Genomic DNA, 24,609 nt, shown 5'->3' with positions numbered 1-24,609 from the left:
GGCGGCGGCACCTCATGAGCGGCAGTGCGATCAGCAAGACTTGCTTTCGCACTGCCCGATCAAGGATATGCAAACGAAATGTCTAACCCTCCTGTTGTACTTATCACGGGCGCGCTGACCGGCATTGGCCGCGCCGCCGCCTTTGCATTCGCCCGCGACAATGCGCGGATCGTCGTGTCGGGGCGCCGCGTTGAAGAAGGCCGGACGCTCGCCGCAGAACTGATCGCACTCGGCGTAGAAGCTGAATTCCTTCAGGCGGATGTCCGCTTCGAAGACGATGTCCGCAATCTCGTCGACGGCACCGTGGCCCGCTTCGGCCGGCTCGACGTCGCCGTCAACGCCGCAGGCTCCGAAGGCGAGTCTGCGCCTGTGACGGAGCAGACGCCCGAACGCTACGCAGCCGTCTTCGACACCAACGTGCTCGGCACGCTGCTGGCCATGAAACACGAACTGCGCGTGATGACGGGGCAAGGCAGCGGAAGTATTGTCAACATCTCGTCGACAATGGGCGCACGTGGCGCGGCAGGCGCGTCCCTCTACGTGGCCAGCAAACATGCGGTCGAAGGCCTGACGAAATCCGCCGCGCTCGAAGCTGCCGCGTTCGGCGTGCGCGTCAATGCCGTTGCCCCCGGTCCCGTGGAGACGGCAATGCTGAATCGGCTCCTCGCAGATCCGGAGCGCAAGGCGGCCTTTCTCGCGGCCGTCCCGCTCAAACGCGCTGGTACGCCCGAAGAAATCGCGGACGCTATTGTGTTCGTTTCGTCTGACAAGTCGAGCTTCATGACCGGCGAAGTGCTGAGGGTCAATGGCGGACGAACCGCGTCGTAACCGATTTTTTATTGCCCTGGAGATAACCGATGCTTTACGAAATCCGAACCTATACCTTCAAACCTTTGCGCGCTGCTGAATGGCTTGCGTTGTACAAAAGCGAGGCTCTGCCGCTTCAAAAGGAATTCCTCGGCGAACTGATCGGCTTCTTCACGACCGAGATTGGCGACATCAGCCAGATCGTTCATATCTGGGCGTACAAGAGCCTGGACGACCGGCTTGAGCGCCGCGACAGGATGGCTGCCGACAGCCGCTGGCAGGCATTCGGCAGCAAGGTGAAAGCGCTCGATATTCTCCTCAGCATGGAGTCGCGGATCATGCGGCCCACGGACTTCTCGCCGCTTCAATAACGCACCCAATCAAAGGCACACGCAGCCGGTCAGGTTCGTCATGCGGACCGGCGACGCTGCCCACCATAGCGATGGTGAACACCATGTCTACTCCGCTTTTCGATGATCTCCCCACGCCGCTCAAGAGCGTGCAAACCCGCCCTCTGTTCGTCATCCGGCTCGACGTCAAGCCGATAGTGATTGTCGGCGAAACGCCGGGGTCATTTCGTCGCGTGGGAATCGTACCGTCAGGAACGTTTGCCGGCGAGCGGCTGTCAGGCAAGGTGCTGGACGGTGGCGCCGACTGGCAAACCGTTCGCGGCGACGCAAGCACCACGCTCGACGTGCGCCTGATCCTGCAAACCGACGATGGCGTGAACATCATGATGGCGTATCGCGGCTTGCGACACGGCCCCGCTGACGTCATTCAACGATTGGAAAAAGGCGAGGATGTTGATCCGGCAAGCTACTACTTCCGGATCAACCCGATGTTCGAAGCACCCACCGGAAAGTACGATTGGCTGAACCGGATCATCGCCGTGGGTACGGGACATCGGTTCGCGAATGGACCGGTCTATAGCGTGTTTGAGGTCTTGTAAGCAAGACGCTCGACCTGGCGGGCGCACCAGTACCCCGCTAGTCGCCAGGCAATGCTAGCCGGCGTGCGGCCACAGCGTGCGGCCGAAGAAGGTCAGCGTCCGGTCCCACGCCAGCTGCGACCACACCGGGTCGAACTGGGTCCTGGCAATACGGCCCGGCCCGACCGCTGTCTCGTTGGCAAACGCATGATGCGCGAGGTAGCGATGAAACTCGACATCGACCTTGCCCTCGGTCAGCTTGCTCTCCAGTGCGTCGACCGTTTCAGCCGGGAAGAACGCGTCCTGGTCGGCCCAATGACCGAGCACGGGCGCCTTGATCTTCGATGCGTCGATGTATTCGAGCGGCGGGAAGCCGTACCACACCACGCCGGCGGATATGTCAGGGACATGACTTAGCGCCAGCAGCGTCAGCGCGCCGCCCATGCAGTAGCCGGTCACGCCGACCCGATCCGACTGCGTCTTGAGGTACTTCACGGCGCCTGCGATGTCCTGGCCGGCGGCATCGGCGAAATCGAGTGCGCCTAGCAGGTGGTTCGCCTCTTCTTCCTCAACGGTGGTTTTCCCGCGAAAAAGATCGGGGACCAGCGCCAGATAACCAGACCGTGCAAAGCGGTCTGCCACGCCGCGGATCTGGTCGTTCAAGCCCCACCACTCCTGAATCACGACAATGGCGGGCGCGCCCTCCAGTTTCTGCGGTTTGGCCAGGTAACCCTGGACGTCCTTCCCGTCAGGGCGCTGGTAGGTGATCATCGATCCTGGTGACTGTTTCATGACATGGTCCTCGGTTGGGCGGAACCGGTAGCATAGCGCCAGTGGCGCGCGCTCGCTTACCCGCCTGCCGATTGCACCGTCCGTCAATTGGCAGAAGACCGGCGATGGATTGGCAAAGAAATCGTCGACTCCCGGTAACCGGCGTCATGGTGCAATCTGCGCGTCCGTCTTCGAAGTAAGCGGCAATCAAGAATGTTCTCGCACCGCCTTGGAAAAGCGCGTCGACCCGGTTGATCATATCCGGCATCAATTTTTTCGTAAGGATAGGATTCCTTCCTTTTAATCGACGACTCCCGCTCTCAGGCAAAACCGCTTTCGACACCGAATGTACGCAAATCTTTCCCGTTTTTACACTATTTTTTTGCGACGTCCTATAGCTTTGGTAAAGCCTGCCAAGACAGGCCATAGAGCCTTCGCCAACACGTCGGCGCCCAGTGCGAGGAATGCTTTCTCCGGTCCGTAGCATGCCGATGACAATTCGTTCGCACCGAGTCCCGCCGACGCAAGCACAGCAGTCAGCAGGAGACCGCGGCGCGTGCCGGGGTCGACGGGATCGCGCGGCGGCCCCACGATCCACTGCGGGAAGTGTTTCAGCTTGAACACGGTCCACCACCTGTTGTTCCGCGGTCCACGAGGCAAACCGCCGACGCCCCCTATCAGCCTTGACCCAACAATTTGGCCTCTGCATCAGGACGGCCGACCAGGTCGGCATCTGGTGCGTTGTAGCCAACGAACAACTGGCACACGGCCCGTGCGTCGACACACGCATGGAGTTGTTCGCGGAAGTGGTGGTCGCAGAAGCGCTGTGCTACATCAGCCAGCAGATGCAGATGCATGCTAGTGGCCGATTCCGGGACCAATAGCACGACCACGTCGCTCACGGGATTTCCGTCGGGCGCATCAAACGGAATGGGAGCCGTCGGACGAACATATAACGTTATGGCCTGACGCAGCCCCTTGATTTGACCGTGCGGAACGGCGACCCCCTGACCGAGCGCGGTCGAGCCTAACGATTCGCGCGCCTCGAGGCCCGCGATCACGGTCGCCGCCGGCAGCCCGAAGCGTTGTTCACAGAAACGGCCAAGATGCGCGAAAAGTGACTCCCGGCTAGCAAAGTCCAGGCCGAGCAGGACGTGATCCTGGGCGAGCAATTGCGCGAGAGAATCGTTTCCAGCAGCCATTTCGTCCGATTGACCGGCCGGGTCAACACTCGGAGGAGACGCGAGATGCATCAAATCCCGCCAGGCCTCGGTGGGGGCATGAGGGACCTCAAACAGTTGCCCTAGCTCGGCAGTCGGTACCAGATGCGCGACTCGCTGGATCGCCCCGCTCACAGCCTCCTTGGGGAGATATAGCGATAGACGCACGCGGCCCGTTCCGTACAGCGGCACGAGACGAATGGTCCACGGCTGACCGGCGCAATCACGGATCAGCGCCTGACGCAACGGGGTCGCGTGTTGCGCGTCAAGCGTCACGTGCATCATCACATTGCGGCCAGGCGCGGGAGGTAACCGGCGGTGCGCGGGGGGCTTGCCCGATGTGAAAAGAGCCCGCAGAGCCCCCAGTGTATGCGTCATACTGCCCTCGTTTTCCGTTGCATACTTCAAGGCTATCAAAATCGGCGTTAAGGTTCCGTAAAAAGTTCCGTAAAAATCGCTGTCTCAACAATCGAAACTGACACGGAGAACCTGGAGCGGTTAATTCATAGCGAATACTCCCGGAAGGGGTAAACATCTCGCACGGGAGGTAATCGGAATGGTGATGCCACCTCGCAAATCCCTACAGGCCGACCAGACCGGGCTTCAGCTCTATATAAAGAACCACGAGCCATCGCTTCGGGCAGTTGGCCGCAATATGCGGCGCTCGATTTGTAGTGTCGACGCGTGCTATGTAGCCTCCGTCGCGAGCGAAAAGATACGCTCGCCGGGCATCTGACTGAAACCAGAAGCCCACCAGTGCACACGTCGCGAAGCTGAATACGGAGGCCGCGATAGGCGGCAATTCAGGATCGATTCGTTGCGCGACATACATGAACACGGAGTTCAGGATCTCATTGACGGCACCGGCGATCAGGATGACTTTGACCGCCCCCCTCATACGCATGAGCCACTTCGTTGGCACCATTGCCCTTTCGGACATGCCTGCCGGTTTTCGATTGTGCTGTTTCACGATTCGTCATGCCGCGCGAAGGACCGATGCGGCCTCAGCGTCAACCCCTCGAACGAAACGTACGCCGGATCGAAACACCTCAGTACGACGCTACCCATACCTCGACGCACATAGTTCACCGACCCGTGGCTTGCAGCTGCTATCGGTTGCTTGGACATGACATCTCCGGCGGCGTTGGCTCATAAAAGCGTAGGATTCCTTGTCTGTTTATAACAGGAAAAACTGCACAATCACTCGACGTTTACACCGAATGTACGCAAACCCTTTCCGGTTTTACGCCATTTTTATTCGCGACGTCCTATACCTTTAGTAGAGCCTGCCAAGACAGGTTATAACGCCGTCGCCAACACGTCGGCGCGGGGTCTTGTCGTCTGTGAAAAACAGGGGGCTGCTGTGAACTTGTTTATCTGGCTACCACTCGGGTTCGTTCTTGGGCTGGGCAGTCTCGCGCTCTGCTTCGCGTTCATCGAAGCGTGCGACAGGATCTGAGGAGACCATCATGGCCTGGCTCGCTGTCGCGGTCTCCGCGCTGACCTTCGTCTATCTTTTCGTCGCGCTCATCCGGCCCGAGTGGTTCTGACCGGCCTGGTGCCATTCCGGGTTAAAAGGGGAAGCTCATGTGGACCCTGCCGCTCATCATCCTTGTCACGGCTATCGCCGTTTCCATACCGCTTAGCCGCTACATGGCGTGGGTCATGGACGGCCGCTACCGGACACCTCGCCCGCTGCGCTGGTTCGAATCGAAGGTCGACAGCGGCCCTCAGGACTGGAAGCAGTACACGGTCGCACTGCTTGTCTTCAACGCGGTCCTGTTCGTGTTCGGTTTCGTCGTGTTGTCGCTGCAGCCGCTGATGCCGCTCAATCCGCTGGGCCGCGGCATGCTCGCGCCGTCGACCATCTTCAACACGGTCATCTCGTTCATGACCAACACGAACCTGCAGCATTATTCAGGCGACCAGCATCTTTCGAATTTCAGCCAGATCTTCTTCATCCTGCCGAACATGTTCCTGTCGGCGTCGGTGGGCTTGTGCGCGTTGACGGCCATCATCCGGGCCCTGCGCGGCGAGCAGCTGGTCGGCAATTTTTTTGTCGACATGTGGCGCGTCGTGGTCTACATGTTCGTGCCAATCGCTTTGATCGTGGGCGTGATCTTCATCCACCAGGGCATGCCGATGACCTACGCGAGCGCCCAGCAAGTCACCACGCTGGAACCCGCTGCCATGGGCACCGCCGACAACGGCCAGCCCAAGCAACAGACGCTGGTCGTCGGGCCGGTCGCGGCCGTCATTCCGATCAAGATGCTCGGCACGAATGGCGGCGGGTTCTATGGAATGAATTCGGCGCACCCGTATGAAAACCCGAGCGCCGGATCGAACTTCGTCACCACGCTTGCGATGATGATCTTCCCGTTCGCTCTGGTGCTGATGTATGGGCGGATGCTGGGCCGCCTGCGCCACGCGGTGGTGATCTATACGGTAATGCTCTCCATGATGATCAGCCTGATCGCGTGGACCGTGTACTGGGACACGCTCAAGCCGAATCCCGCCTTTACCGCCCATGCGGTTGCGCGCAGCTATGAACTGCCCGGCGCGCATCGCACGCTGACTATCGCGCCCGTCGCTGCATTGCCGGTCGAGCAGCATCTCGGCAATCTCGAAGGCAAGGAGCTGCGCTTCGGCACCTCGGCGGGCGCCACGTTCGCCGCGATCACGACCGATGTCACTTGCGGTGCGGTCAACGCCGAGCATGACAGCCTGAACCCGCTGGCGGGCCTGTCGCCGTTGATCGGCATGTGGATCAATTGCGTGTTCGGCGGCAAGGGTGTCGGGATGATCAACTTGCTGCTGTTCCTGATCATCGGCGTGTTTATCGCGGGGCAGATGGTGGGGCGCACACCCGAGTATCTCGGGCGTAAGGTCGGTGCACGCGAAATGAAGCTCGCGATGATCGCACTCCTCGTGCATCCGATCTTGATCCTCGGCCCGAGCGGCCTGTTCTCCGCAACCGACTGGGGCACCAAGGCCGAGAACAACCCGGGTGCGCACGGCTTCAGCGAGATCACTTATCAGTTCTCGTCGGCGTCGGCCAACAACGGCTCTGCATTCGACGGCCTGTCAACAACCTATGGGCTGAACAGCAACCCGAATCCAGCGCCAACGGCAGTGCAATGGGATACCGCAACCGGGCTCGTGATGCTGTTCTCGCGCTACCTGCCGATCGTCGCACCGATCGCCATGGCCGCCTATCTCGGCCGCAAGAAGGCCGCACCGGCGACGCTCGGCACGATGCGCGATAACACCGCGACGTTTGGTTTCCTGCTGCTCGGCACGATCCTGATCGTGGGCGCGCTGCTGTTCCTGCCCATCGCCGCGCTCGGACCGCTTGCGGAACATCTGGGGCCGATTCCATTCGGCGGATAAAGGGTGGTTCGCGGGTAGTTCGCGTTGGGATCAAGCAGTCTTTAGTCGATCGAGGAGTCGTCATCATGGAAACCGCAAAGGTCGCGCACGCACCGGTGCCGTCGATATCTGGCGGTCCCCGTCCGCCGCGCAAATCGCCCGCGGGCGGGTTGTTCGCATCAGCGCTGGTCCGTGCAGCGCTGCGACAGTCGCTGATCGCATTGCGTCCGGATATCCAGTGGAAAAACCCGGTGATGTTCGTCGTCGAAATCGGTGCAGTGCTGACGCTTGTGTTCATCGTGCAGATGGCCTTCGGCGCTGCCCACAGCCAGGCGCCGCTGACGTATTTCATTGCGCTCGACGTGTGGTTGTTCCTGACTGTCTTGTTCGCAAACTTCGCTACGGCTATCGCCGAGGAACGCGGCAAGGCGCAGGCGGATTCGCTGCGCCGGGCGAGGCGCGATACGGTCGCCTACCGCTTGCGTGAAGACGGCTCGCGCGAAACGGTGTCGTCTATCAAACTACTGCGCGGCGACCGGGTCATCGTGCGCGCGGGCGAAACCATCCCGAGTGATGGCGAGATCATTGAAGGTGCAGCAGCAGTCGACGAGTCCGCGATCACGGGTGAATCCGCCCCCGTGATCCGCGACGCCGGCGGTGACCGGTCGGGCGTAACAGGGGGCACGACCGTGCTGTCCGACGAGATCATCGTGCGGGTGTCGGCGGAAGCAGGCGAGACCTTTCTAGACCGGATGATCGCACTCGTGGAGGGCGCGGTGCGGCAACGCACGCCGAACGAAATCGCGCTCACGCTTGTCCTGTCGGCGTTCACGCTGATCTTCCTGATTGTCGTCGTGCCGCTGTGGGCCATGGCGTTCAACGCCGAGCAGTACATGACGAGCTATCTCAGCCTGTCCGAGCCGCTGCACAGCCTCGGCACCGACGTGCCCACGCTCGTCGCGCTGCTCGTCTGTCTGATCCCGACGACCATCGGCGCGTTGCTCGCCGCCATTGGTATTGCGGGCATGGACCGGGCGTTGCGGGCGAACATTATCGCCAAGAGCGGCAAGGCGGTTGAAGTCGCGGGCGACATCGACACCGTCGTGCTGGACAAGACCGGCACCATCACGATCGGCAACCGCCGGGCGACCGGCTTCATGCCGCTTGGCGCCTATGACGAAGGCGAGCTCAAACGTCTCGCGGCGCTCGCCTCGTTCGGGGACCAGACGCCCGAGGGCAAGAGCATTGTGTCGGTGGTGTCGGCGCTTGCGCCTGCCGCGTCGGGGAACGCCGTGCCGCGCGACGCGAAGGTGATTGCGTTCAGCGCGCAAAGCCGCATGAGCGGAGTCGATATGCCCGACGGACGGACGATCCGCAAAGGCGCGCCCGATGCGGTGATCGCCTACGTGCGGCAACTCGGCGGCGAGGTGCCGTTCGGGCTCGACCCACTGCTGCGGCACGCCGGCGACCAAGGCGCCACACCGCTCGTTGTCGCAAACGGGAACGAGATCGCAGGCGTCGTGATCCTGGAAGACATCCTGAAGCCGGGCATCCGCGAACGCATCCAGCATTTGCGCAAGATGGGCCTTCATACGGTGATGATCACCGGAGACAATGCGCTGACGGCCGCTACGCTTGCGCGGCTCTCCGGGGTCAACGAGTACATCGCCGAAGCAACGCCGGAAGCGAAACTCGACTATCTGCGCCGCGAACAGGCTGAAGGCAAGCTCGTCGCGATGATGGGCGACGGCACCAACGACGCGCCCGCACTCGCCCAGGCAGACGTCGGCCTCGCGATGAATTCCGGCACGCAGGCCGCGAAGGAAGCCGGCAACATGGTCGACTTGGACAGCGATCCGACGAAGCTCATCGAGGTCATTGAGATTGGCAAGCAACTGTTGATGACGCGCGGCGCACTGACCACATTCTCGATCGCAAACGACGTGGCGAAATACTTCGCGATTGTCCCGGCGCTGTTCGCCGGCACGCTGCCGTGGCTGGGCGCGATGGATGTGATGCACCTGCATTCGCCGACCTCGGCCATCCTGTCGGCGGTGATCTTCAACGCGCTGATCATTCCGCTGCTGATTCCGATTGCGCTCAAGGGTGTCAAATACCGCGCGCTGGGCGCCGACGCGCTGTTGCGCCGCAATCTGCTGGTGTGGGGACTGGGCGGCGTGATCGTGCCTTTCGCGGGGATCAAGCTGATCGACCTGGTCATGGTCGGGCTACATCTGGTCGCTTGAAAGGCCACATGAGGTTTGCATACGGTCGCGCAAGGAGGAAATCATGCTGCGCTATCTGTCGAAGAGTATCTGGCTGCTGGGATTCGTTACCGTGCTTGTGTGCGGTATTTATCCGGCGGTGTTGTGGGTCGTCGGCCAGACTGCGTTTCCGTTCCAGGCGAACGGCAGTATTGTCGATGGCCCGGACGGCAAGCCGGTCGGTTCGCTGCTGATCGCGCAGCCGTTCACGAAAGACGAATATTTCCAGTCGCGCCCGTCGGCGGTGTCATATGACGCGTCGGCATCCGGCTCGTCAACGCTCAGTGCGACGAACTATCTGCTGCGCGACCGCGTGGCGCGCATGCTGGGGCCGATTGCACGCTATGCCTCGGGGCCGCAGGCCGGGCAACTCGTCGCGCCAGATGTGGAGCGCTGGTTCCAGGCCGACCATGCGGGCGGACAGCCGCATCTCGTTGCGCAATGGGCCGACGCTCATAACGGACTTGCGCAGGCTTGGGTGAGCGCCGATCCGTCGCATGCAAAATACATCGATGACTGGGTGAAGCAACATCCGAATGTGGTGAAGCATTGGGTGGCCGCGAACCCCGCCACGCCGAACCCGAAGGCGGCGGATCTGGCCGTGGTGTTCTTCGAAACGTTTTCGGCCGAACGCCCCGGACAGTTCCCTTCGAGCGTGACGCACACCGGCAGTGACGGCAAGAGCGTGAGCGGAATCGAACCGGTGAAGGACGGCGCCGATGTCCAGTCCATCTTCTTCGACATGTGGCGGCAGGATCATCCGAACGTGGCGCTGCAGGACGTGCCGGGCGACTTCGTCACAACATCGGGATCAGGACTTGACCCGGACATCACGCTGGCGAATGCGACTTACCAGCTCGATCGCGTGGCGCAGGCGTGGGCGAAGGATACGAAGCGCGCTCCGGCCGCGGTCCGCGCCGATATCGCCGCACTATTGAGCCAGCAAGCGAGCGCGCCGTTTGGCGGTCTGGTAGGAGAGCCGCTGATCAATGTGCTCAAGGTGAATCTGGAATTGCGCAGACTGTATGGCGCTCCGGCGTAGGGGTAACGCGGGCTTAATGGCCCGCGTATGCCGTTACGGCTCATGGATTGTCACCCCACGTTCATCGGCAACAGCACCATTTGCTTGCCCTGTTGATGCAGGCGCGTCTGGATTTCCAATGGCGTCTGGTTGTGCAACCACGCTGTCAGGAAATTGACACGCTTGAAGATCAGCTTGCTGGCAAAACACACGCTGTTCGGAAATTCGTCCAGCGTAGCCTCGGTGAGCTTCATGAATTCGCCTATCGGATGTGTGCCGAAGGCAGTCCGGTATTCGGCCGGAATGCCATGCCTCCGGCAATACGAAACGTAATACTCTAGCGATGACTGGATCGTTTTCTGCAGGCGCTCCAGGTGCTCAGTGCCTTCGTAACTTTGCGCATCGACTTCGCCCACGGCAAGGAAGATGAAGTTCTTGAAGTGGCCTGGGAACAGACGGTTGACCCACAAAAGCGCGTGCATGCTGGCCCCGCGATGCTTGCCGACCAGCAGGATCGCAGTAGGTTGGGACGGGTCCGGCTTGGGTACGTCGGGCTCACTGGCGATGGCAGGCAAGTCCGTGAAAAGTGAATCTTCGCGAGCGAGTTGCGAACGCGTGTCGCTGTAATGGCGCTTGATCAGGAAACACGCGGCGATCACCGCACTGGTCACCAGCACCGTCAGCCAGCCGCCGGCCGTAAATTTCTCGATCAGCGTGATCACGAGCACGGTACTCGTCACCGCGAGGCCCAGCGCCGACAGCGCGAACGGCCTTACCCAACCCTTGCCGTCGTGACGATGACGCCACCAGTACGTGCACAAACCGAGCAGCGACAGGCTGAACGTCAGGAACACGTTGATGCTGTACAGCACGACGAGGATGTCCACGTTGCCTCTTGTCCACATCAGGATCACAAGGCTTGCTATGCCCATGACCACGATGCCGTTCTGCCGGACGAGGCGCGTGGACAGGTCACGGAAATGGCGCGGCACCCATGAATCCGAGGCCATGTTCGACAACACCGCCGGGCCATCCAGAAAGCCCGTTTGCGCACCGACCAGCAACAACCCCGCTTCGAGCGCCAGCACGGCCGCGAGCAATGCATGACGCGCGAACGCTGAGCCAAGTCCCAGATGCTCGATCACGCTGCCGAACACCACGGCGTTAAGCGTCTGGCCTTCGACCGGCTGGGCATGCCACAACATGTAGAGCAGGATGATGCCGCCCGCCGTGAACGCCAGCGACGTCGCCATGTAGAACATGGTCACCTTGCCGTTCGGTACGCGCGGCTCGGCCAGCATGTTGACATTATTCGATACGGCTTCCAGCCCCGTGTAAGTCCCGCCGCCCAGCGAGAACGCACGCATCAGCAGCGCCACGACCACCAGCGGCCCGAGCGTATGCGACATGGTGTGCGCTTCCGCCACGGCGCCCGGCACGACAGCCGCCAGATGATCGCCGTGAACCGCTACGCCATAGATGATCAGCCCGAGATGGAGCACGACAAAACCGAGGAAGATCGGCAACAGCACAAGGATCGATTCCTTCATGCCGCGGAAATTCAGGCCGGTCATCAGCACGATCAGCGTGAGCTCGGTTGCGAGCTTGAATGCCTGCGCGCTGACCGGCAATAAACTGAAAAACGCATCAACACCGCTCGCGAGCGATGTCGCGATTGTCAGCACATAGTCGACCAGCAGCGCTGCCCCCGAGACAAGCCCCGGGCTTGACCCGAGTAACGCAGTCGCCACGCGATAGCCGCCTCCGCCAGTGGGAAACAGCTCGATGACCTGGTTGTAGCCGAGCGCGATGATGAAGACGGTCGCTGCGGTCGCCAAGGCAAGGATCAGCGCAAGCGACGTGTGCTGACCCAGCGCCAGGAATGCTTCTTCGGGACCGTAGCAGGAGGAGGACAGGCCGTCGGCACCCAGGCCGACCCACGCGAGTAGAGGCGTGACAGCAATGGCATGGCGCGTGCGTGGATCGAGAGGATCGAGCGGCTTGCCGACCAGCACACCCCAGATCTTTTGAACGGCAGTCATGGCGTCTCCCGGTTGATCGAGAAGCGGCAATACCATTGCGGATGAGAACGTTGAGGCCCGGTTTCCTTTCTCTTTTCTTACTGTCTGAGCGAGCGCACACGCTGGCTCATGTGCTCAACGAGAAAGATGTGGGGCCGGTCCATATGGTACGCCGGCCGCTGCTACGCGGACAGAAGATCTGACGTGCCAATGCTCCCGCTAACTCATCCGGGCCTTGATGAAATCGATGAACAAGCGAGTCCTTGCCGGCAAGAGTCGCGTGTCGGTAATCGCGTGCACCTGAACCGACTTTAGACACCAATCCGGCAGTACACGCCGCAGGCGGCCCGACGCCACATCCTCGCGCGCAAGCTCCGTATCGAGCACGGCGATACCCACACCCAACATTGCCAGCGCGCGGCTCAGGCCAACGCTGTTCATCCTGAAGCGCGACGCAATCATCACGTTGACCACCTCTTCCCCGCGATAAAACGTTCTCCGAGTCTCCCCGGGGCTGGTCGCCCCTTCCCCGATGCACAACACGTGTCGGGTCAGGTCGTCGGGATGAGTGAGCGGCGCAGCCGCCTTGAGATAGTCGGGCGATGCATAGAGATACCGTGTCAACACCGCAATCTGCCGGGCGACAAGCGTTGACGGAGTCGTCGGCGGCGCGCCGATGCGAATGGCGAGATCGAACGGATCGCTCTGCAAGTCCACGGGGCGCGGCGTCAGGTCGAACTCGAAACTGATCAGCGGATAAGTCTTGGCAAACTCTCTCAGGATCGGCGCGAGATAACCGGTCGCGAGATCGGCCGGCATCGATACCCGCAGCGTGCCGCTGGGCCGTTCCACCACATCGAGCAGGGATTCGTGTGCGATGCGCGCTTCTTCAACAATGCTCTGGCAGCGCTTGAAATACACCTCGCCCGCGGCGGTGAGTTCGACCTTGCGAGTCGAGCGATGCAGCAGTTGTAGGCCAATTGTCTTTTCCAGCTCCGATATATGCCGCGACAGCGTTGAATTGGGCATATCGAGCGCTTCGGCCGCGCCCCTGAAGCTTTTGGTCCGCGCCACTTCCACGAACACACGCATGTAACTCAACAGTTCCACGATGATTGTTCCACTGGTGGATCACTGTTTTCAATTATAGCTATTTATCCCTTGGGTGGATCAATGCAATATGTCTCCACACCTCCTCAACCAAGGAATCGACATGAACCCGCTCTTCAGCACTACCCGGATTGGCCGCTATACGCTTCGCAATCGCCTCGTCATGGCGCCGATGACCCGCTCACGCGCTCACGACACCACGGGCGTGCCCTCGCCCATGACGGTGGACTACTACAGCCAGCGCGCCGGCGCCGGCCTGATCATCACGGAAGGCACCTATCCCGCACCGATGGGCAAAGGCTACGTGCGCACGCCGGGCATTCATTCCGACGCGCAGATCGAGGCATGGAAGCATGTCACCGATGCAGTGCACGCCAAGGGCGGCCTCATCTTCCTGCAGCTCATGCATACCGGTCGCATCTCTCATCCGAGCCTCTTGCCGAGCGACGCAACGCCGGTTGCGCCTTCGGCCGTCAAACCCGCCGGTACGGTATTCACCGCAACGGGACCGCAGGAGTTTGTGCAACCGCGCGCCCTTGAGACCGACGAGATAGCGGATATCGTCCAGGAGTATCGGCTTGCCACACACAACGCGATGGCGGCCGGCTTCGACGGCGTTGAATTGCATGCGGCCTCGGGGTATCTGCCCGAGCAGTTTTTGTCATCGGGGACGAATCAGCGGACCGATCTTTACGGCGGCTCGGTCGCGAATCGCGCGCGCTTCATCCTGGAAGTACTGGGCGCAATGTCTCAGGAAGCGGGCAGCGACCGCGTCGGTATCAAGATCGCGCCTGAAATGGGCTTCAACGATGTAACCGATGCAACACCGCAGGATACCTATCGATATCTCGTGGAGAAGCTCGCTGTTCTCAAGCTGGCGTATCTGCACGTGGCGAAGACCCAGAGCAAATTTGATTACCGCACGCTCCTGCGCCCGTTGTTCAATGGCGCCTATCTGGTGGGCGGCGGGCTGACCAGCGAGAGCGCGCAATCGCTGATCGAGCAGGACAACGCCGATGCAACCGTGTTCGGCAGCCTGTATCTCGCCAATCCGGATCTGCCGCAGCGCTTGCTCGTCGATGCACCGTTCAATGCGCCTGAGCGCAACACGTTCTATTCGCCCGGAGCGAACGGGTATATCGACTATCCCGCACTGGAGACAGCTCAATGAACCGCGCGCTTCGTATCCATGTCTACGGCGGTCCTGACGCCCTGAAGATTGACAGCATCGCGATGCCGACCGCCGCTTCAGGCCAGGTAGTTGTTCAAGTTCGGGCCGCGGGAATCAACGGTCTCGATTGGAAGATCCGCGACGGCTGGTTGCAAAACGATTTCCCGTTGCCCCTCCCCGCCACGCTCGGCGTTGAGTTCGCCGGTGAGGTGATTGAAGTCGGTCAAGAAGTGAACGGGTTCGCCATCGGCGATCGGGTCATGGGTCCTATGAGTGGACTTGGCGCCTATGCCGACTTTGTGGCGATCGCATCGAACGCGTTGGTTAGGATACCTGCCAGTTTGACCGACGAACGTGCCGCGGCCATCCCGGTTGGCGCGCTGACCGCATGGCAGGCGTTGTTCGATGCGGGAGAGTTGAAACGCGGCCAGACCGTGTTGATTCATGGCGCGGCCGGCGGTGTTGGGAGTTTCGCCGTCCAGTTCGCGCGGCGCGCCGGAGCACGTGTGATAGCGACGGCTCAGGGCATCAACGCGGGTTATCTGCGCGGCCTCGGTGCGGATGAGGTCATCGACTATCGCACTTCTCCGTTCTGGGAGCGGACCAAGGACATCGATCTGGTGCTTGATCTGGTGGGTGGCTCAGCGCTGGCCAATTCGTGGCAAGTGATAACCGATACGGGAAAAATCGTGAGCACGGCCGCACCGGATATTGCAGCGCATACACCAGCGGGCAAGCATGGCATCTGGTTTCAGATGCGACCCGATGCGGCACAACTCGCAGAGATTGTGGGCATGGTCGATCAGGGCGCGGTGAAGGTGGAAGTATCGGAAGTCGCCGCATTGAGCGACGCTACCGCTGCGATCGAGCGCAACAAGACGGGACATGGACCGGGGAAAGCGGTGATCGTGTTCCAATAAATAATGACTTCGCTGCGGGGAATCGCAGCGAAGTCATCGTGAACGCTTCGGGTGATCATGACCCGACCATGGGCACGAAGCCCCAAGTCATTGAGCCTCGAATTCCCTTAGCCGATACCAGTTTTCATCGGCACGTCCTTCCGGACGACCTTCTTGTTGCCAGAGCACATACGCGCGCTCGCGCAGGTGCTGGTCGGATGCGCGTTGCCAATAGTCGTCGGCTCGTCCCTCCGGGCAACCATCCTGTTCCCACAAAAGGTAGGCACGCTCGCGGATATCCTGCTCCAGGCCTCGTTTCGTTTCCGAACGACTGTCCAGATCGTCGCCATAAGACGCCAGTTGACCACCCCGACCCACGTGGACCCTTGCGCTCAGGCTTGGCAGCTCGGCATCGGACACCAAACGCCCGTGGGCGGCTGCCTCCAGCGCCTTCGCTTCGTATAGAACATCATCGGCGGTGTCAGCGTCCTGCCCAAGCGTGACCGGGTAGGTATGAATGACCGTTCCACTGCCGTCCAACACATCAATCAAGCGCTCCGCCATCGCAGTGCTCCCTAAAGGATATTTGCCGAACATCGCTTTCAAAAGAACCGGGTAACCTGGAGATAAACACCATGTAGCCTCAAGCCCTGTGCTGCTCGCCAATCACATCTGCTTCCTCTTCCTCGAGGGACCGATGTTTGCTCGCCTCACCTGGAGACGACTGCGCAAGGATCGATCCACGTGAACAGAATTCAGCATCAAACCGCAGGCGAACCCACCCGAACCGCTCAGGGTGCCACGTTCGCCACGCGGGTTCAGCTTCCCGCCTACTTCGCAGCGGCGGCCGCTGCCAACACCGGCGCATCTGCCGGCGCAGCCCAGTTACTGCGGCGCAAATGATGGATGATCAGCGGAACCCCGCCAAACACCACAATACCCAGCGTCACCAGCCCGATATACATCGCCGGCGAACCCACCGGCAACTGATCGGGCGGGAAAAACGACACCACGAAACTGAACACCACACCCGCGAGGCCCACGCCCGCAAAAATCCACATCCCCACGATGCCGCCTGGCACCGTGAACGGACGCTTGAGATTGGGGGCCGAATAGCGGAGTTTTATTGCTGCTGCATACATAAGCATGTAAGCGATCAAATACAGTGCAATAGTCATTGCCGAGATCAGGAAGAACGCCACCGATACGTCCTTGATGACGAAGTAGAAGCAAGACATCAGGGTAACAATCACGCCTTGCACCAGCAGGATATGCGTGGGCATTCCTTGTTTGTTTTTGGCCTGCAGCACTGGAGGCAGTTCACCTTCGTGGGCCGTTTCAAGCAGTCCGCGTGAAGGGCTGCCAAGCCACGCAAGCACACCGCTTATGGCGCCCACGCCCACCAGCAGCGACAGGACGGACACCAGCCATTGCATGTGCCAGATGTCCGTGATGACCGCGGCGAAGGTATCGAATACGCCGGACTGCAGCGAGATCTTTTCGTACGGAAGAATGCCGGCGATCGGCAGCGCGCCAAGCGCAAAAATCAGGATCGAGATGATCGCGCCCAGACCGATTGCGGCCGGGTAACCTCGGCTCGGGCTGCGCATGTCCATCACATGCACGGCCTGGACCTCGACACCAGCGAACAGAAGCACAATGCCCGCAAGAAACGCGATGGTGCCAAAGCCATGGATCGCGGGCCAATAACGCGCATGGCCTGCTTCCGAAAGCGCCGGGTCCTTAATATGCTGCCAGCCGAGTGCGTGCCCCGTATAGATCCAGTACGCCAGCAACGCGAGCAATACGAACCCCGGAACGATCGTGCCGATAATAAATGTCCAGTTGGCGATCCGCGCGAAGACCTCCACACCCTGGAGCACCACCCAGGTAGCGAGCCAATACGCAACGATGCAAAACACGCCGACATAGACGCCATTGGTCGCCAGCTCCGGACGGCCGATCGTATAAGCGATGGCCGCGGCACCGAACGTCAGTGCAACCGGATACCAGACCACGTTTTGAATCCATTGCAGCCAGATCGCGAGGAAGCCCCATCGATTGCCGAAGGCCTCTCCCACCCATGTATAGATTCCGCCGCGCCGGTCGGCGAAAGCACCGCCCAGTTCGGCGGAGATCAGTGACGCCGGGATCAGGTAGAAGATCACGGTGAACGCGAGATAGACGAACATCGTCATCTCTTCCTTCGCGAGCAGCGGCAAGCCGCGCAAGCTGGTCACCACGGCGGCCGCTGTCATCAGGCCGATGGAAGTAGCACTCAGGTAAGTGCCTTTCTTTGCTGTCGCAGTCATATCAGACCCTTGGTCGTAAATTCATCAACTAAGTCGTCAACTAAGCCATCAATGTCAGTCATGGTGAAAGCCCGGTCCCGCCTTCGAATTAGGCATTGGGTTTTCCAGCAGATGTGCTATTGCGGTCTTGATGTCGTTCAGCAGCAGTACCGCCATGTCTCGCGTGATACCGCGGCGAATCAGGATGCGCTGGACGATCGTTTCCTCACGGTCAGCGGGAAGCTTGTAAGAGGCGATTTGCCAGCCCCGCATGCGAACTCGATCCGACAGATCGAAAAGCGAAAAGCCGGCGGTATCGGGGTGGCGTAGCTTGTAGCAAACCGCAGGCAGCGCACCGCGGCCGTCGTACACCATTTCTATCGCGCTGAGCTTGGCGAGGCCGTCTGCCAGGAATTGCGCCGTGTCCGCACATTCCTGCTGGATGCGCCTGTACCCTTCATGACCTAGCCGGAGCAACAAGTAATACTGCGCGATGATCTGTCCCGCCGGCCGCGAAAAATTGAGCGCGAACGTGGGCATGTTGCCGCCAAGATAGTCGACCATGAAGATCAGGTCGTCAGGCAGGTCCTTCACGCTGCGCCATACCACCCAACCTACTCCGAGCGGCGCCAGACCATATTTATGGCCCGAGCTGTTAATGGACTTCACCCGTTCTATGCTGAAGTCCCATTCCAGATCGGGCTGGATGAAAGGCGCGACAAATCCCCCGCTGGCGGCATCGACGTGGATCGGAATGTCCAGGCCAACATCCCGTTGCAAAGCATCCAGAGCGCCAGCGAGGGCCTCGACGGGTTCATAAACGCACGTGAAGGTAATGCCGAGGGTGGCGACCACACCGATGGTGTTTTCATCGCAATAGGCGGCAAGCTGCTCCGGTTGCAAGCCAAGCGAATCGCCGCTAAGAGGGACCTGGCGAAGCTCGACATCGAAATAACGGGCGAACTTGTCCCAGCACACTTGCACCGGTCCACACACAATATTGGGCTTGTCGATCGATTTGCCTTCAGCCAGGCGGCGCTTCTTCCATTGCCATTTGAGAGCGAGCCCACCCAGCATGCAGGCTTCGCTTGAACCGGTTGTCGAGCATCCTGTTGTCTCCCACGAACGCGGCGCATGCCACAGGTCCGCAAGCATATGGACGCAGCGTTTTTCAATCTCGGCGGTCTGCGGATACTCGTCCTTGTCGATCATGTTCTTATCGATCGACAGATCCATTAAGCGACGGACTTCATCGTCTGCATAGGTCGTGCAGAAAGTGGCTACGTTCTGACGCGAATTGCCATCCATGAAAAGTTCGTCGCGAACCAGGTCAAACACCGCATGAGGCTCCGAGGGCATTTTCGGAATGCGATATTTCGGCAATGACGCGCCAGAGATAGTGGTCGAATACTCGTCATTATTCGCTTCGGCGCTGCTGAGCGCGGGCTTAAGAAATGTCATTGACCATTCCGATGGAAAGATTGAGCGGAGATGCCAGGCGTGCGGCGCTTAAAGCCAAGTGGCTTCGTCGCGAAGCCCTGCGGTTGATTGCAACCACGTAAAGACGGGGAGTCTTGCGGCTGTTTTAAGAGCCGTTCAAAGATCAGGCTTGCGGTTCAGGCAGCAACCGTTTCGCGCGGCTTAATACCGTTATATCCCGCTGATCCGAACGGTCGTTGACCTGTGTCATGCGCATGGCGAGCAGGTCTTTAATCCCTCAAGCGGCTTTGGTTATCGGTTACATGCGCCTTTCGAAGACGCTTGCGCATCAGTTTTGTAGCGAGGGAGATTTTCATAGCGGTCCTGGCGGACACGCCTTAGGCGAACTACGATGTCTCGGAACGATGTATTTCCGTCACCTGCCGTTCAAGCACATCCGGAGAATGACACGCAGATGATTCGGTGCCAGAGCGGTCGCTGGTGCAGCCACAGCTTAGGTGTGAAGTTACTTTGGCCGTCAGAGCTTGCCAGGGCGGAATGCAAGCCGACAAGATGACAAGAAATGTTCGGTAGCTCACTGGGGCGAGGCTGCCCGACTGAGTGATTAAACATACCGAAAACGCAGCCGAGTGCTGTTTACGGAGTGTGGCCTTGGGCAGGCGCCACACGCCACACACTTCCTCGTTTGGCCACGCATTTGCCATGACATCTGTCGAACCAGGTCACGATGCCCGGCTCGATCAACGATTACATCGCGGGAATCACCATAGGACTTCGGTATGATCTTCCACGCGCTTGACGCCGGGCACATTCTCCGCTGCGACGCACATGGCACGCGCTTGCTCGGACGACGTAACGACACCCCATAGATGAACCGCGCCGTCATTCACAATCACGTTCTCCGCCGCCACGGCCCAATGGTGAGCGCCAAGCTCCCGGATGACCGCGTCGCGCAACGTCTGGTCAGGGTTCGGCGTGGTCACGCCCGCGTCGTCTGGAACGCTTGCCAATGCCTTCACCAGATTCGCCCGGCTGACAATTCCCATCAGTTCTCCGTCGTACAACACCGGAACCCGCTTGATCCTATGCCGCTCCAGAAGATCGGCTATTTCACTCACCGGCGTGGTCTCCTTGACGGTAATCACCTTGGGTGTCATGACATCCTTGACCAGGCGCGCGTTCTCCTTGATATACGTTGCGGCAAGATTCTCCGTCGACGCAAAAAATTCAAGCCACCATGAACGTCGCCGGGCTTGCGTGCCGATCTCGGCTCTGTGGATGAGGTCACCCTCGGTGAGCATGCCAAGCAAGCGGCCCTCATCGTCGACTACCGGTGCACCGCTGATGTGATTGTCAGCAAACAGGCGCGCGGCCTCGCGCACAGTCGTGCCGGGCCCCACGGTAATCACCTTCCTGGTCATGACATCGACGGCTCGCATATTCTTCTCCTCAATGTGATTGGGCGAGCGCCTGACAAGGGTCCAACTGCCCTTATCAGAACTCGCCTATATTAAGAATGCTAGTTAAGGATTTCGCCGCGGACTTGACTCAGGTCAAGCCTGCCGCCATCAGAAACGCATGCCTACGCCAAGGCCGACTACCAGCGGATCGATCTTGAGCGACCCAAGCGATGCGCCGTCCACCGACGCGCTGGTGCGCATCCAGATTTTCTTGATGTCGAAGTTGACGAACAGGTTGCGGGCGACCTGCACATCGACGCCCGCTTGCAACGCGGGGCCGAAGCTCGAGTTCTTGATCGATACGGGCGTATCTCCGGCGTGCAGCCCGTTGTTATAGAACAGCGTGTAGTTCACGCCCGCGCCAACGTAGGGGCGAACCTTGCCGGCCGCGTTGAAATAGTACTGAAGCAAGAGTGTGGGCGGCAGGACGTTCACTCCGCCAAGCGCCCCGGAGTTAGACGTTACCTGATGACGCGACGTGGCAAGGATCAACTCGATGCCAATGCTCGGGCGCACCATATAAACAAAATCGAGCTCGGGAACGATGCTGTTGTTCACCCCCGTCCCAATGCTTCCCAGTGTGCCGCCCGCAGAGACACTGGGCTGGATGCTGATTGCCCTGACGCGAGCAAGAATGTCGCCCTGATCAGCCTGTGCCGGCAGGCATACCGCCGATAAAGCCGCGCCCAACAGCGCCGCCGCAAATAGTGAATGTTTTCCCACGGATTTTTCCCTGTTTTTTCCGGTCGCGAATGCGTTTTGCCGTATCGGGATTTTCCGAATGCAGACAATACTGCGCCATGATTTGGATCAGCAAACCGGCATCACAAGGGTGCGACGTATTGCGCTTTCCGCGTGAACTGCACCGTCCACATCAATAGCCTTATGCCGGGCTCATTCCGTGCTGTCTGACTGGCGCGTACCTCACCGTATACAATCGACCCAGGCAAACACGCTCTCCGCCCACTCCACGCTTCGCGCGCGGCAGCCCGGAGGATACGAACGACTTGAGCAACCCGAGCAATTCGAGCCGGAGAACCACGTGCCAAGCGACCGACCTTCCTCACCTCTGCCCAGCAGCTCGCAGCCAAGCGACGAGCTCGCCAGCAGCGCATTTCCTCTTACCCTGAGCGACCCCCATTTCGGGGCGCTTATCGACGCAGTACAGGACTACGCCATCTTCATGCTGGATCCGGACGGGCGTGTCGTGAGCTGGAACCGCGGGGCGCAAAGCATCAAGGGCTACACGGCCGGCGAAATCATCGGGCAACATTTTTCGGTTTTCTATACACCCGACGATGTTGCGAGCGGGAAGCCGCGCACGGAACTGTTGCTTGCCGCATCGGAGGGCCGAATTGAAGACGAAGGCTGGCGTGTGCGCAAGGATGGTTCGCACTTTTGGGCAAATGCAACCATCACCGCGATCCGCGCGCCCGACGGCTCGCTTCGCGGCTTTGCCAAAGTGACGCGGGACATGACGGATCGTCTGCGGCTGGTCGAGCTTCAGCATGCGAGCGCGTTGTCCTCGCACGTGCAGAGCGCGCGCGAGGAAGAAAGAACTCGGATCGCGCGCGAGCTTCACGACGACCTCGGCCAGCAACTGGTCGCACTCAAGATGGATGTCGCCTTGCTGGATCAGGCCGCGACGGAAGACGGCAAAACCGCCCGCCATACCATTGCGCAGACGATTGCGTTGCAAGTGCAAATTGATTCGATCATCGCCTCGGCCCGGCGCATTGCGGGTGGTCTGCGTCCGCCCATGCTCGACGACCTGGGCCTGGGGGCTGCACTCGAATGGCTTGCTGCAGAATTTCGCAATCGCTACGGGCTCGCCGTCAGCGTCCAGAACGCGGCGGATCAACTGGCGTTATCGCCGACGGCTGCAACCGCCATTTTTCGCATCGCGCAGGAAGCCCTGACCAACGTTACACGTCACGCTGAAGCCACGCGGGTGCGCGTTCAGATGCGTGTCGAGCAAGATGAATTGCGGATGCACGTTGAGGATAACGGCAAAGGGACAACGCTCGACCGCAATCGGGGCAAGGAGAACTTTGGATTACTCAGCATGCAGGAAAGAGTTCGCCAGTTACATGGCCGGATAACATTCGACAGCGCACCGGGCGACGGATTTCGAATCGACATCTGTTTTCCCATCGACGCTGTCAAGGCGAACCAGGACGACAACTAGCCATTGCGGGTCGCACTATAGATGAATCGTTTCCGCACGCTTCAGGCCGATCCACACCGCGCCCTCGCGCAAGCCGTCGAGTACCGAATCACACTCGGTGGCAAAGATTTTCGAGTGCCGGAACTGATGCTTGAATTCACCGGCCGCGCCGCCATGGGCAACATGTACTTCACAGCAAAAGCCGCCGTCGACCGGGATGCTATGGGTGCAAACGGTCCAGTCGTCCCCGGTCACTTGACCCGTGAGTGCCATGTCATTTCTTCCTTATTCGACGATTACTCAACGACCTGACGGACTCTCCTTGTCAGCGCGGCCAAACATTAACAGCGCCGCATCCTGGCCCGCATCGGCGGAACGCCTTCAGCTTCCTTACGCTTCGATAATCACCTTGAGCGCATGCGTATCGGCGGCCTGGGAGAAGGTCTCGTACGCCTTCAAAACGTCGTTCAACGCAAAGTGGTGAGTGATGAGCTTGCCCGCTTCCAGACGCCCGGAACCGACGGTCTTGAGCAGCATGGGTGTGCTGACGGTATCCACCAGCCGCGTCGTAATCGTAATGTTGCGGTCCCACAGGCATTCCATGTGCAGATCGACCTTCACGCCATGTACGCCCACATTAGCGATGGTGCCGCCAGGCGCAATGATCAATTCGCATAGCTCGAAACTGGCCGGCACACCCACCGCTTCGATTGCGCAATCCACGCCAATGCCCCCGGTCAGTTTCATGATTTCAGGCACCGGGTCGCCACTTGCATTATTCACGCACGCGGTCGCGCCGAAGGCTCGCGCCACTTCCAGCCGGTTCGCATCGCGGTCGATCATGATGATCTGCGCCGGTGCGTAGAACTGCGCCGTGAGCAACGCGGCAAGGCCAATAGGACCCGAACCGACAATGGCAACCGTGCTGCCCGGCTGCACTTTTCCGTTCAGCACGCCGCACTCGAAACCGGTCGGAAGGATGTCGGAGAGCATGACGAGCGCGTCCTCATCGGCACCAGCGGGAATCGGATACAAGCTTGTTTCCGCATGCGGGATACGCACATATTCGGCTTGCGTGCCGTCGATCTTGTTGCCAAGAATCCAGCCACCCGTCGTGCAATGGGAGTACATGCCGCGGCGGCAATAGTCACACTTGCCGCACGACGTAATGCAGGAAATAAGGACGTGATCACCTGGTTTGAACGTCGAAACCGCGGCGCCAACCGCCTCGATGACACCCACGCCTTCATGTCCCAGGATGCGGCCCGGTTCACAAGTCGGCACGTCACCTTTCAGTATGTGCAGGTCGGTGCCGCAAATGGTCGTGCGCGTGACCTTGACGATTGCGTCCGTCGCCGAAAGGAGCTTCGGCATCGGTCGTTCGTCGAGGGATTTAATGCCGGGTCCGTGATACACGAGTGCCTTCATCGTCAATCTCCTTTTTGCCTGGACATGCCTGGAAACGGGGCTTCCACGACAAAATTTTAGGCTCGCGAACGCGGACACGGTTGACCTGCATCAACCGATAAGAACATGGATGCGGAGGTTTCCGTAGTGACCATCACAGGGCTGCACGCCATTGAAGAGAAGACGCACCGGGATGCGGCTCCTTGATCTGCATCAACGGAAAAACAGCGCGAACTCATAGACTTTTTGTAAGCGCCGGGCGA

23 protein-coding genes are annotated in these 24,609 nt (G+C 60.1%); 11 read left to right on the top strand and 12 right to left on the bottom strand.

Annotated elements, in window-relative coordinates; genetic code table 11:
• Positions 1-78 precede the first annotated feature (78 nt).
• The 3 genes from FH08_RS0116820 (at position 79) to FH08_RS0116810 (ending at position 1,756) form a co-directional block, all read left to right on the top strand.
• The gene (locus FH08_RS0116820; protein WP_031359439.1) at positions 79-828 is read left to right on the top strand and encodes an SDR family NAD(P)-dependent oxidoreductase; all 750 of its coding nucleotides are present in this window, start codon (positions 79-81) and stop codon (positions 826-828) included.
• A 29-nt stretch (positions 829-857) separates the two neighbouring features.
• A complete protein-coding gene (locus FH08_RS0116815) occupies positions 858-1,178 on the top strand; it encodes an NIPSNAP family protein (RefSeq protein ID WP_031359438.1) in 321 nt (106 codons plus the stop codon).
• A gap of 83 nt (positions 1,179-1,261) precedes the next feature.
• A complete protein-coding gene (locus FH08_RS0116810; RefSeq protein ID WP_051888330.1) occupies positions 1,262-1,756 on the top strand; it encodes a DUF3237 domain-containing protein in 495 nt (164 codons plus the stop codon).
• Positions 1,757-1,810: 54 nt separating this feature from the next.
• On the opposite strand, the gene FH08_RS0116805 is transcribed toward FH08_RS0116810, so the two are convergent.
• The 4 genes from FH08_RS0116805 to FH08_RS0116790 all read right to left on the bottom strand — a co-directional run bounded on the left by FH08_RS0116805 (position 1,811) and on the right by FH08_RS0116790 (position 4,630).
• On the bottom strand, positions 1,811-2,527 hold the full coding sequence (locus tag FH08_RS0116805) for a dienelactone hydrolase family protein (RefSeq protein WP_031359436.1): 717 nt from the start codon (positions 2,525-2,527) through the stop codon (positions 1,811-1,813).
• Between the two features lie 348 nt (positions 2,528-2,875).
• On the bottom strand, positions 2,876-3,130 hold the full coding sequence (locus FH08_RS0116800; RefSeq protein ID WP_031359435.1) for a hypothetical protein: 255 nt from the start codon (positions 3,128-3,130) through the stop codon (positions 2,876-2,878).
• A gap of 53 nt (positions 3,131-3,183) precedes the next feature.
• A complete protein-coding gene (locus tag FH08_RS0116795) occupies positions 3,184-4,104 on the bottom strand; it encodes a PTS sugar transporter subunit IIA (protein WP_081889497.1) in 921 nt (306 codons plus the stop codon).
• A 202-nt stretch (positions 4,105-4,306) separates the two neighbouring features.
• Positions 4,307-4,630 (bottom strand): hypothetical protein, encoded by a 324-nt coding sequence (locus FH08_RS0116790; protein ID WP_152602856.1) that lies wholly within the window; start codon positions 4,628-4,630, stop codon positions 4,307-4,309.
• A gap of 565 nt (positions 4,631-5,195) precedes the next feature.
• Here FH08_RS0116790 and kdpF point away from each other — a divergent pair.
• The 4 genes from kdpF to FH08_RS50465 all read left to right on the top strand — a co-directional run bounded on the left by kdpF (position 5,196) and on the right by FH08_RS50465 (position 10,401).
• Entirely contained in the window at positions 5,196-5,276 is an 81-nt protein-coding gene (gene kdpF, locus FH08_RS54395; RefSeq protein WP_063771206.1) for a K(+)-transporting ATPase subunit F, read from the top strand.
• 37 nt (positions 5,277-5,313) lie between these two features.
• On the top strand, positions 5,314-7,116 hold the full coding sequence (kdpA, locus tag FH08_RS0116775) for a potassium-transporting ATPase subunit KdpA (RefSeq protein WP_031359432.1): 1,803 nt from the start codon (positions 5,314-5,316) through the stop codon (positions 7,114-7,116).
• A gap of 65 nt (positions 7,117-7,181) precedes the next feature.
• Positions 7,182-9,341, top strand: coding sequence for a potassium-transporting ATPase subunit KdpB (gene kdpB, locus FH08_RS0116770; protein ID WP_031359431.1), 2,160 nt, complete (start codon positions 7,182-7,184; stop codon positions 9,339-9,341).
• 43 nt (positions 9,342-9,384) lie between these two features.
• Positions 9,385-10,401, top strand: a complete 1,017-nt coding sequence (locus tag FH08_RS50465; RefSeq protein WP_031359430.1) for a potassium-transporting ATPase subunit C — start codon at positions 9,385-9,387, stop codon at positions 10,399-10,401.
• 50 nt (positions 10,402-10,451) lie between these two features.
• Here FH08_RS50465 and FH08_RS0116760 read toward each other — a convergent pair whose 3' ends face one another.
• Both FH08_RS0116760 and FH08_RS0116755 read right to left on the bottom strand, forming a co-directional pair.
• Positions 10,452-12,422, bottom strand: a complete 1,971-nt coding sequence (locus tag FH08_RS0116760; RefSeq protein WP_031359429.1) for an APC family permease — start codon at positions 12,420-12,422, stop codon at positions 10,452-10,454.
• Positions 12,423-12,620: 198 nt separating this feature from the next.
• Entirely contained in the window at positions 12,621-13,511 is an 891-nt protein-coding gene (locus tag FH08_RS0116755) for a LysR family transcriptional regulator (protein ID WP_031359428.1), read from the bottom strand.
• 103 nt (positions 13,512-13,614) lie between these two features.
• Here FH08_RS0116755 and FH08_RS0116750 point away from each other — a divergent pair, with 103 nt between their 5' ends.
• Positions 13,615-14,682 (top strand): alkene reductase, encoded by a 1,068-nt coding sequence (locus tag FH08_RS0116750; protein ID WP_031359427.1) that lies wholly within the window; start codon positions 13,615-13,617, stop codon positions 14,680-14,682.
• Entirely contained in the window at positions 14,679-15,602 is a 924-nt protein-coding gene (locus FH08_RS0116745) for an NADP-dependent oxidoreductase (protein ID WP_031359426.1), read from the top strand. Before FH08_RS0116750 ends, FH08_RS0116745 begins: the two co-directional genes overlap by 4 nt.
• Before the next feature lie 87 nt (positions 15,603-15,689).
• Here the strand turns inward: FH08_RS0116745 and FH08_RS54390 are convergent, their stop codons facing one another.
• The 5 genes from FH08_RS54390 to FH08_RS0116720 all read right to left on the bottom strand — a co-directional run bounded on the left by FH08_RS54390 (position 15,690) and on the right by FH08_RS0116720 (position 21,495).
• Positions 15,690-16,145, bottom strand: a complete 456-nt coding sequence (locus FH08_RS54390; RefSeq protein WP_031359425.1) for a DUF2934 domain-containing protein — start codon at positions 16,143-16,145, stop codon at positions 15,690-15,692.
• Between the two features lie 266 nt (positions 16,146-16,411).
• Positions 16,412-17,893, bottom strand: coding sequence for an amino acid permease (locus FH08_RS0116735; protein WP_051888320.1), 1,482 nt, complete (start codon positions 17,891-17,893; stop codon positions 16,412-16,414).
• A 54-nt stretch (positions 17,894-17,947) separates the two neighbouring features.
• Entirely contained in the window at positions 17,948-19,333 is a 1,386-nt protein-coding gene (locus FH08_RS0116730; protein ID WP_031359423.1) for a glutamate decarboxylase, read from the bottom strand.
• A 740-nt stretch (positions 19,334-20,073) separates the two neighbouring features.
• Positions 20,074-20,751 carry a CBS domain-containing protein gene (locus tag FH08_RS0116725; protein WP_031359422.1) on the bottom strand — a complete coding sequence of 226 codons (678 nt, stop codon included), beginning with the start codon at positions 20,749-20,751 and terminating at the stop codon, positions 20,074-20,076.
• A gap of 129 nt (positions 20,752-20,880) precedes the next feature.
• Positions 20,881-21,495 (bottom strand): OmpW family outer membrane protein, encoded by a 615-nt coding sequence (locus tag FH08_RS0116720; protein ID WP_031359421.1) that lies wholly within the window; start codon positions 21,493-21,495, stop codon positions 20,881-20,883.
• Between the two features lie 319 nt (positions 21,496-21,814).
• On the opposite strand from FH08_RS0116720, the gene FH08_RS0116715 reads away from it, so the two are divergent.
• On the top strand, positions 21,815-22,960 hold the full coding sequence (locus tag FH08_RS0116715; protein ID WP_081889496.1) for a PAS domain-containing sensor histidine kinase: 1,146 nt from the start codon (positions 21,815-21,817) through the stop codon (positions 22,958-22,960).
• Between the two features lie 21 nt (positions 22,961-22,981).
• Entirely contained in the window at positions 22,982-23,251 is a 270-nt protein-coding gene (locus tag FH08_RS51905) for a hypothetical protein (RefSeq protein ID WP_152602854.1), read from the top strand.
• A gap of 78 nt (positions 23,252-23,329) precedes the next feature.
• Here the strand turns inward: FH08_RS51905 and FH08_RS0116705 are convergent, their stop codons facing one another.
• Positions 23,330-24,367: a zinc-dependent alcohol dehydrogenase family protein gene (locus tag FH08_RS0116705; protein ID WP_031359418.1), complete on the bottom strand. Its 1,038-nt coding sequence runs from the start codon at positions 24,365-24,367 to the stop codon at positions 23,330-23,332.
• Positions 24,368-24,609: the final 242 nt, after the last annotated feature.

Source organism: Caballeronia sordidicola (assembly GCF_000729995.1).
Classification (GTDB): Bacteria; Pseudomonadota; Gammaproteobacteria; order Burkholderiales; family Burkholderiaceae; genus Caballeronia; species Caballeronia sordidicola_A.
This window is presented reverse-complemented; position numbering and strand designations above follow the sequence as displayed.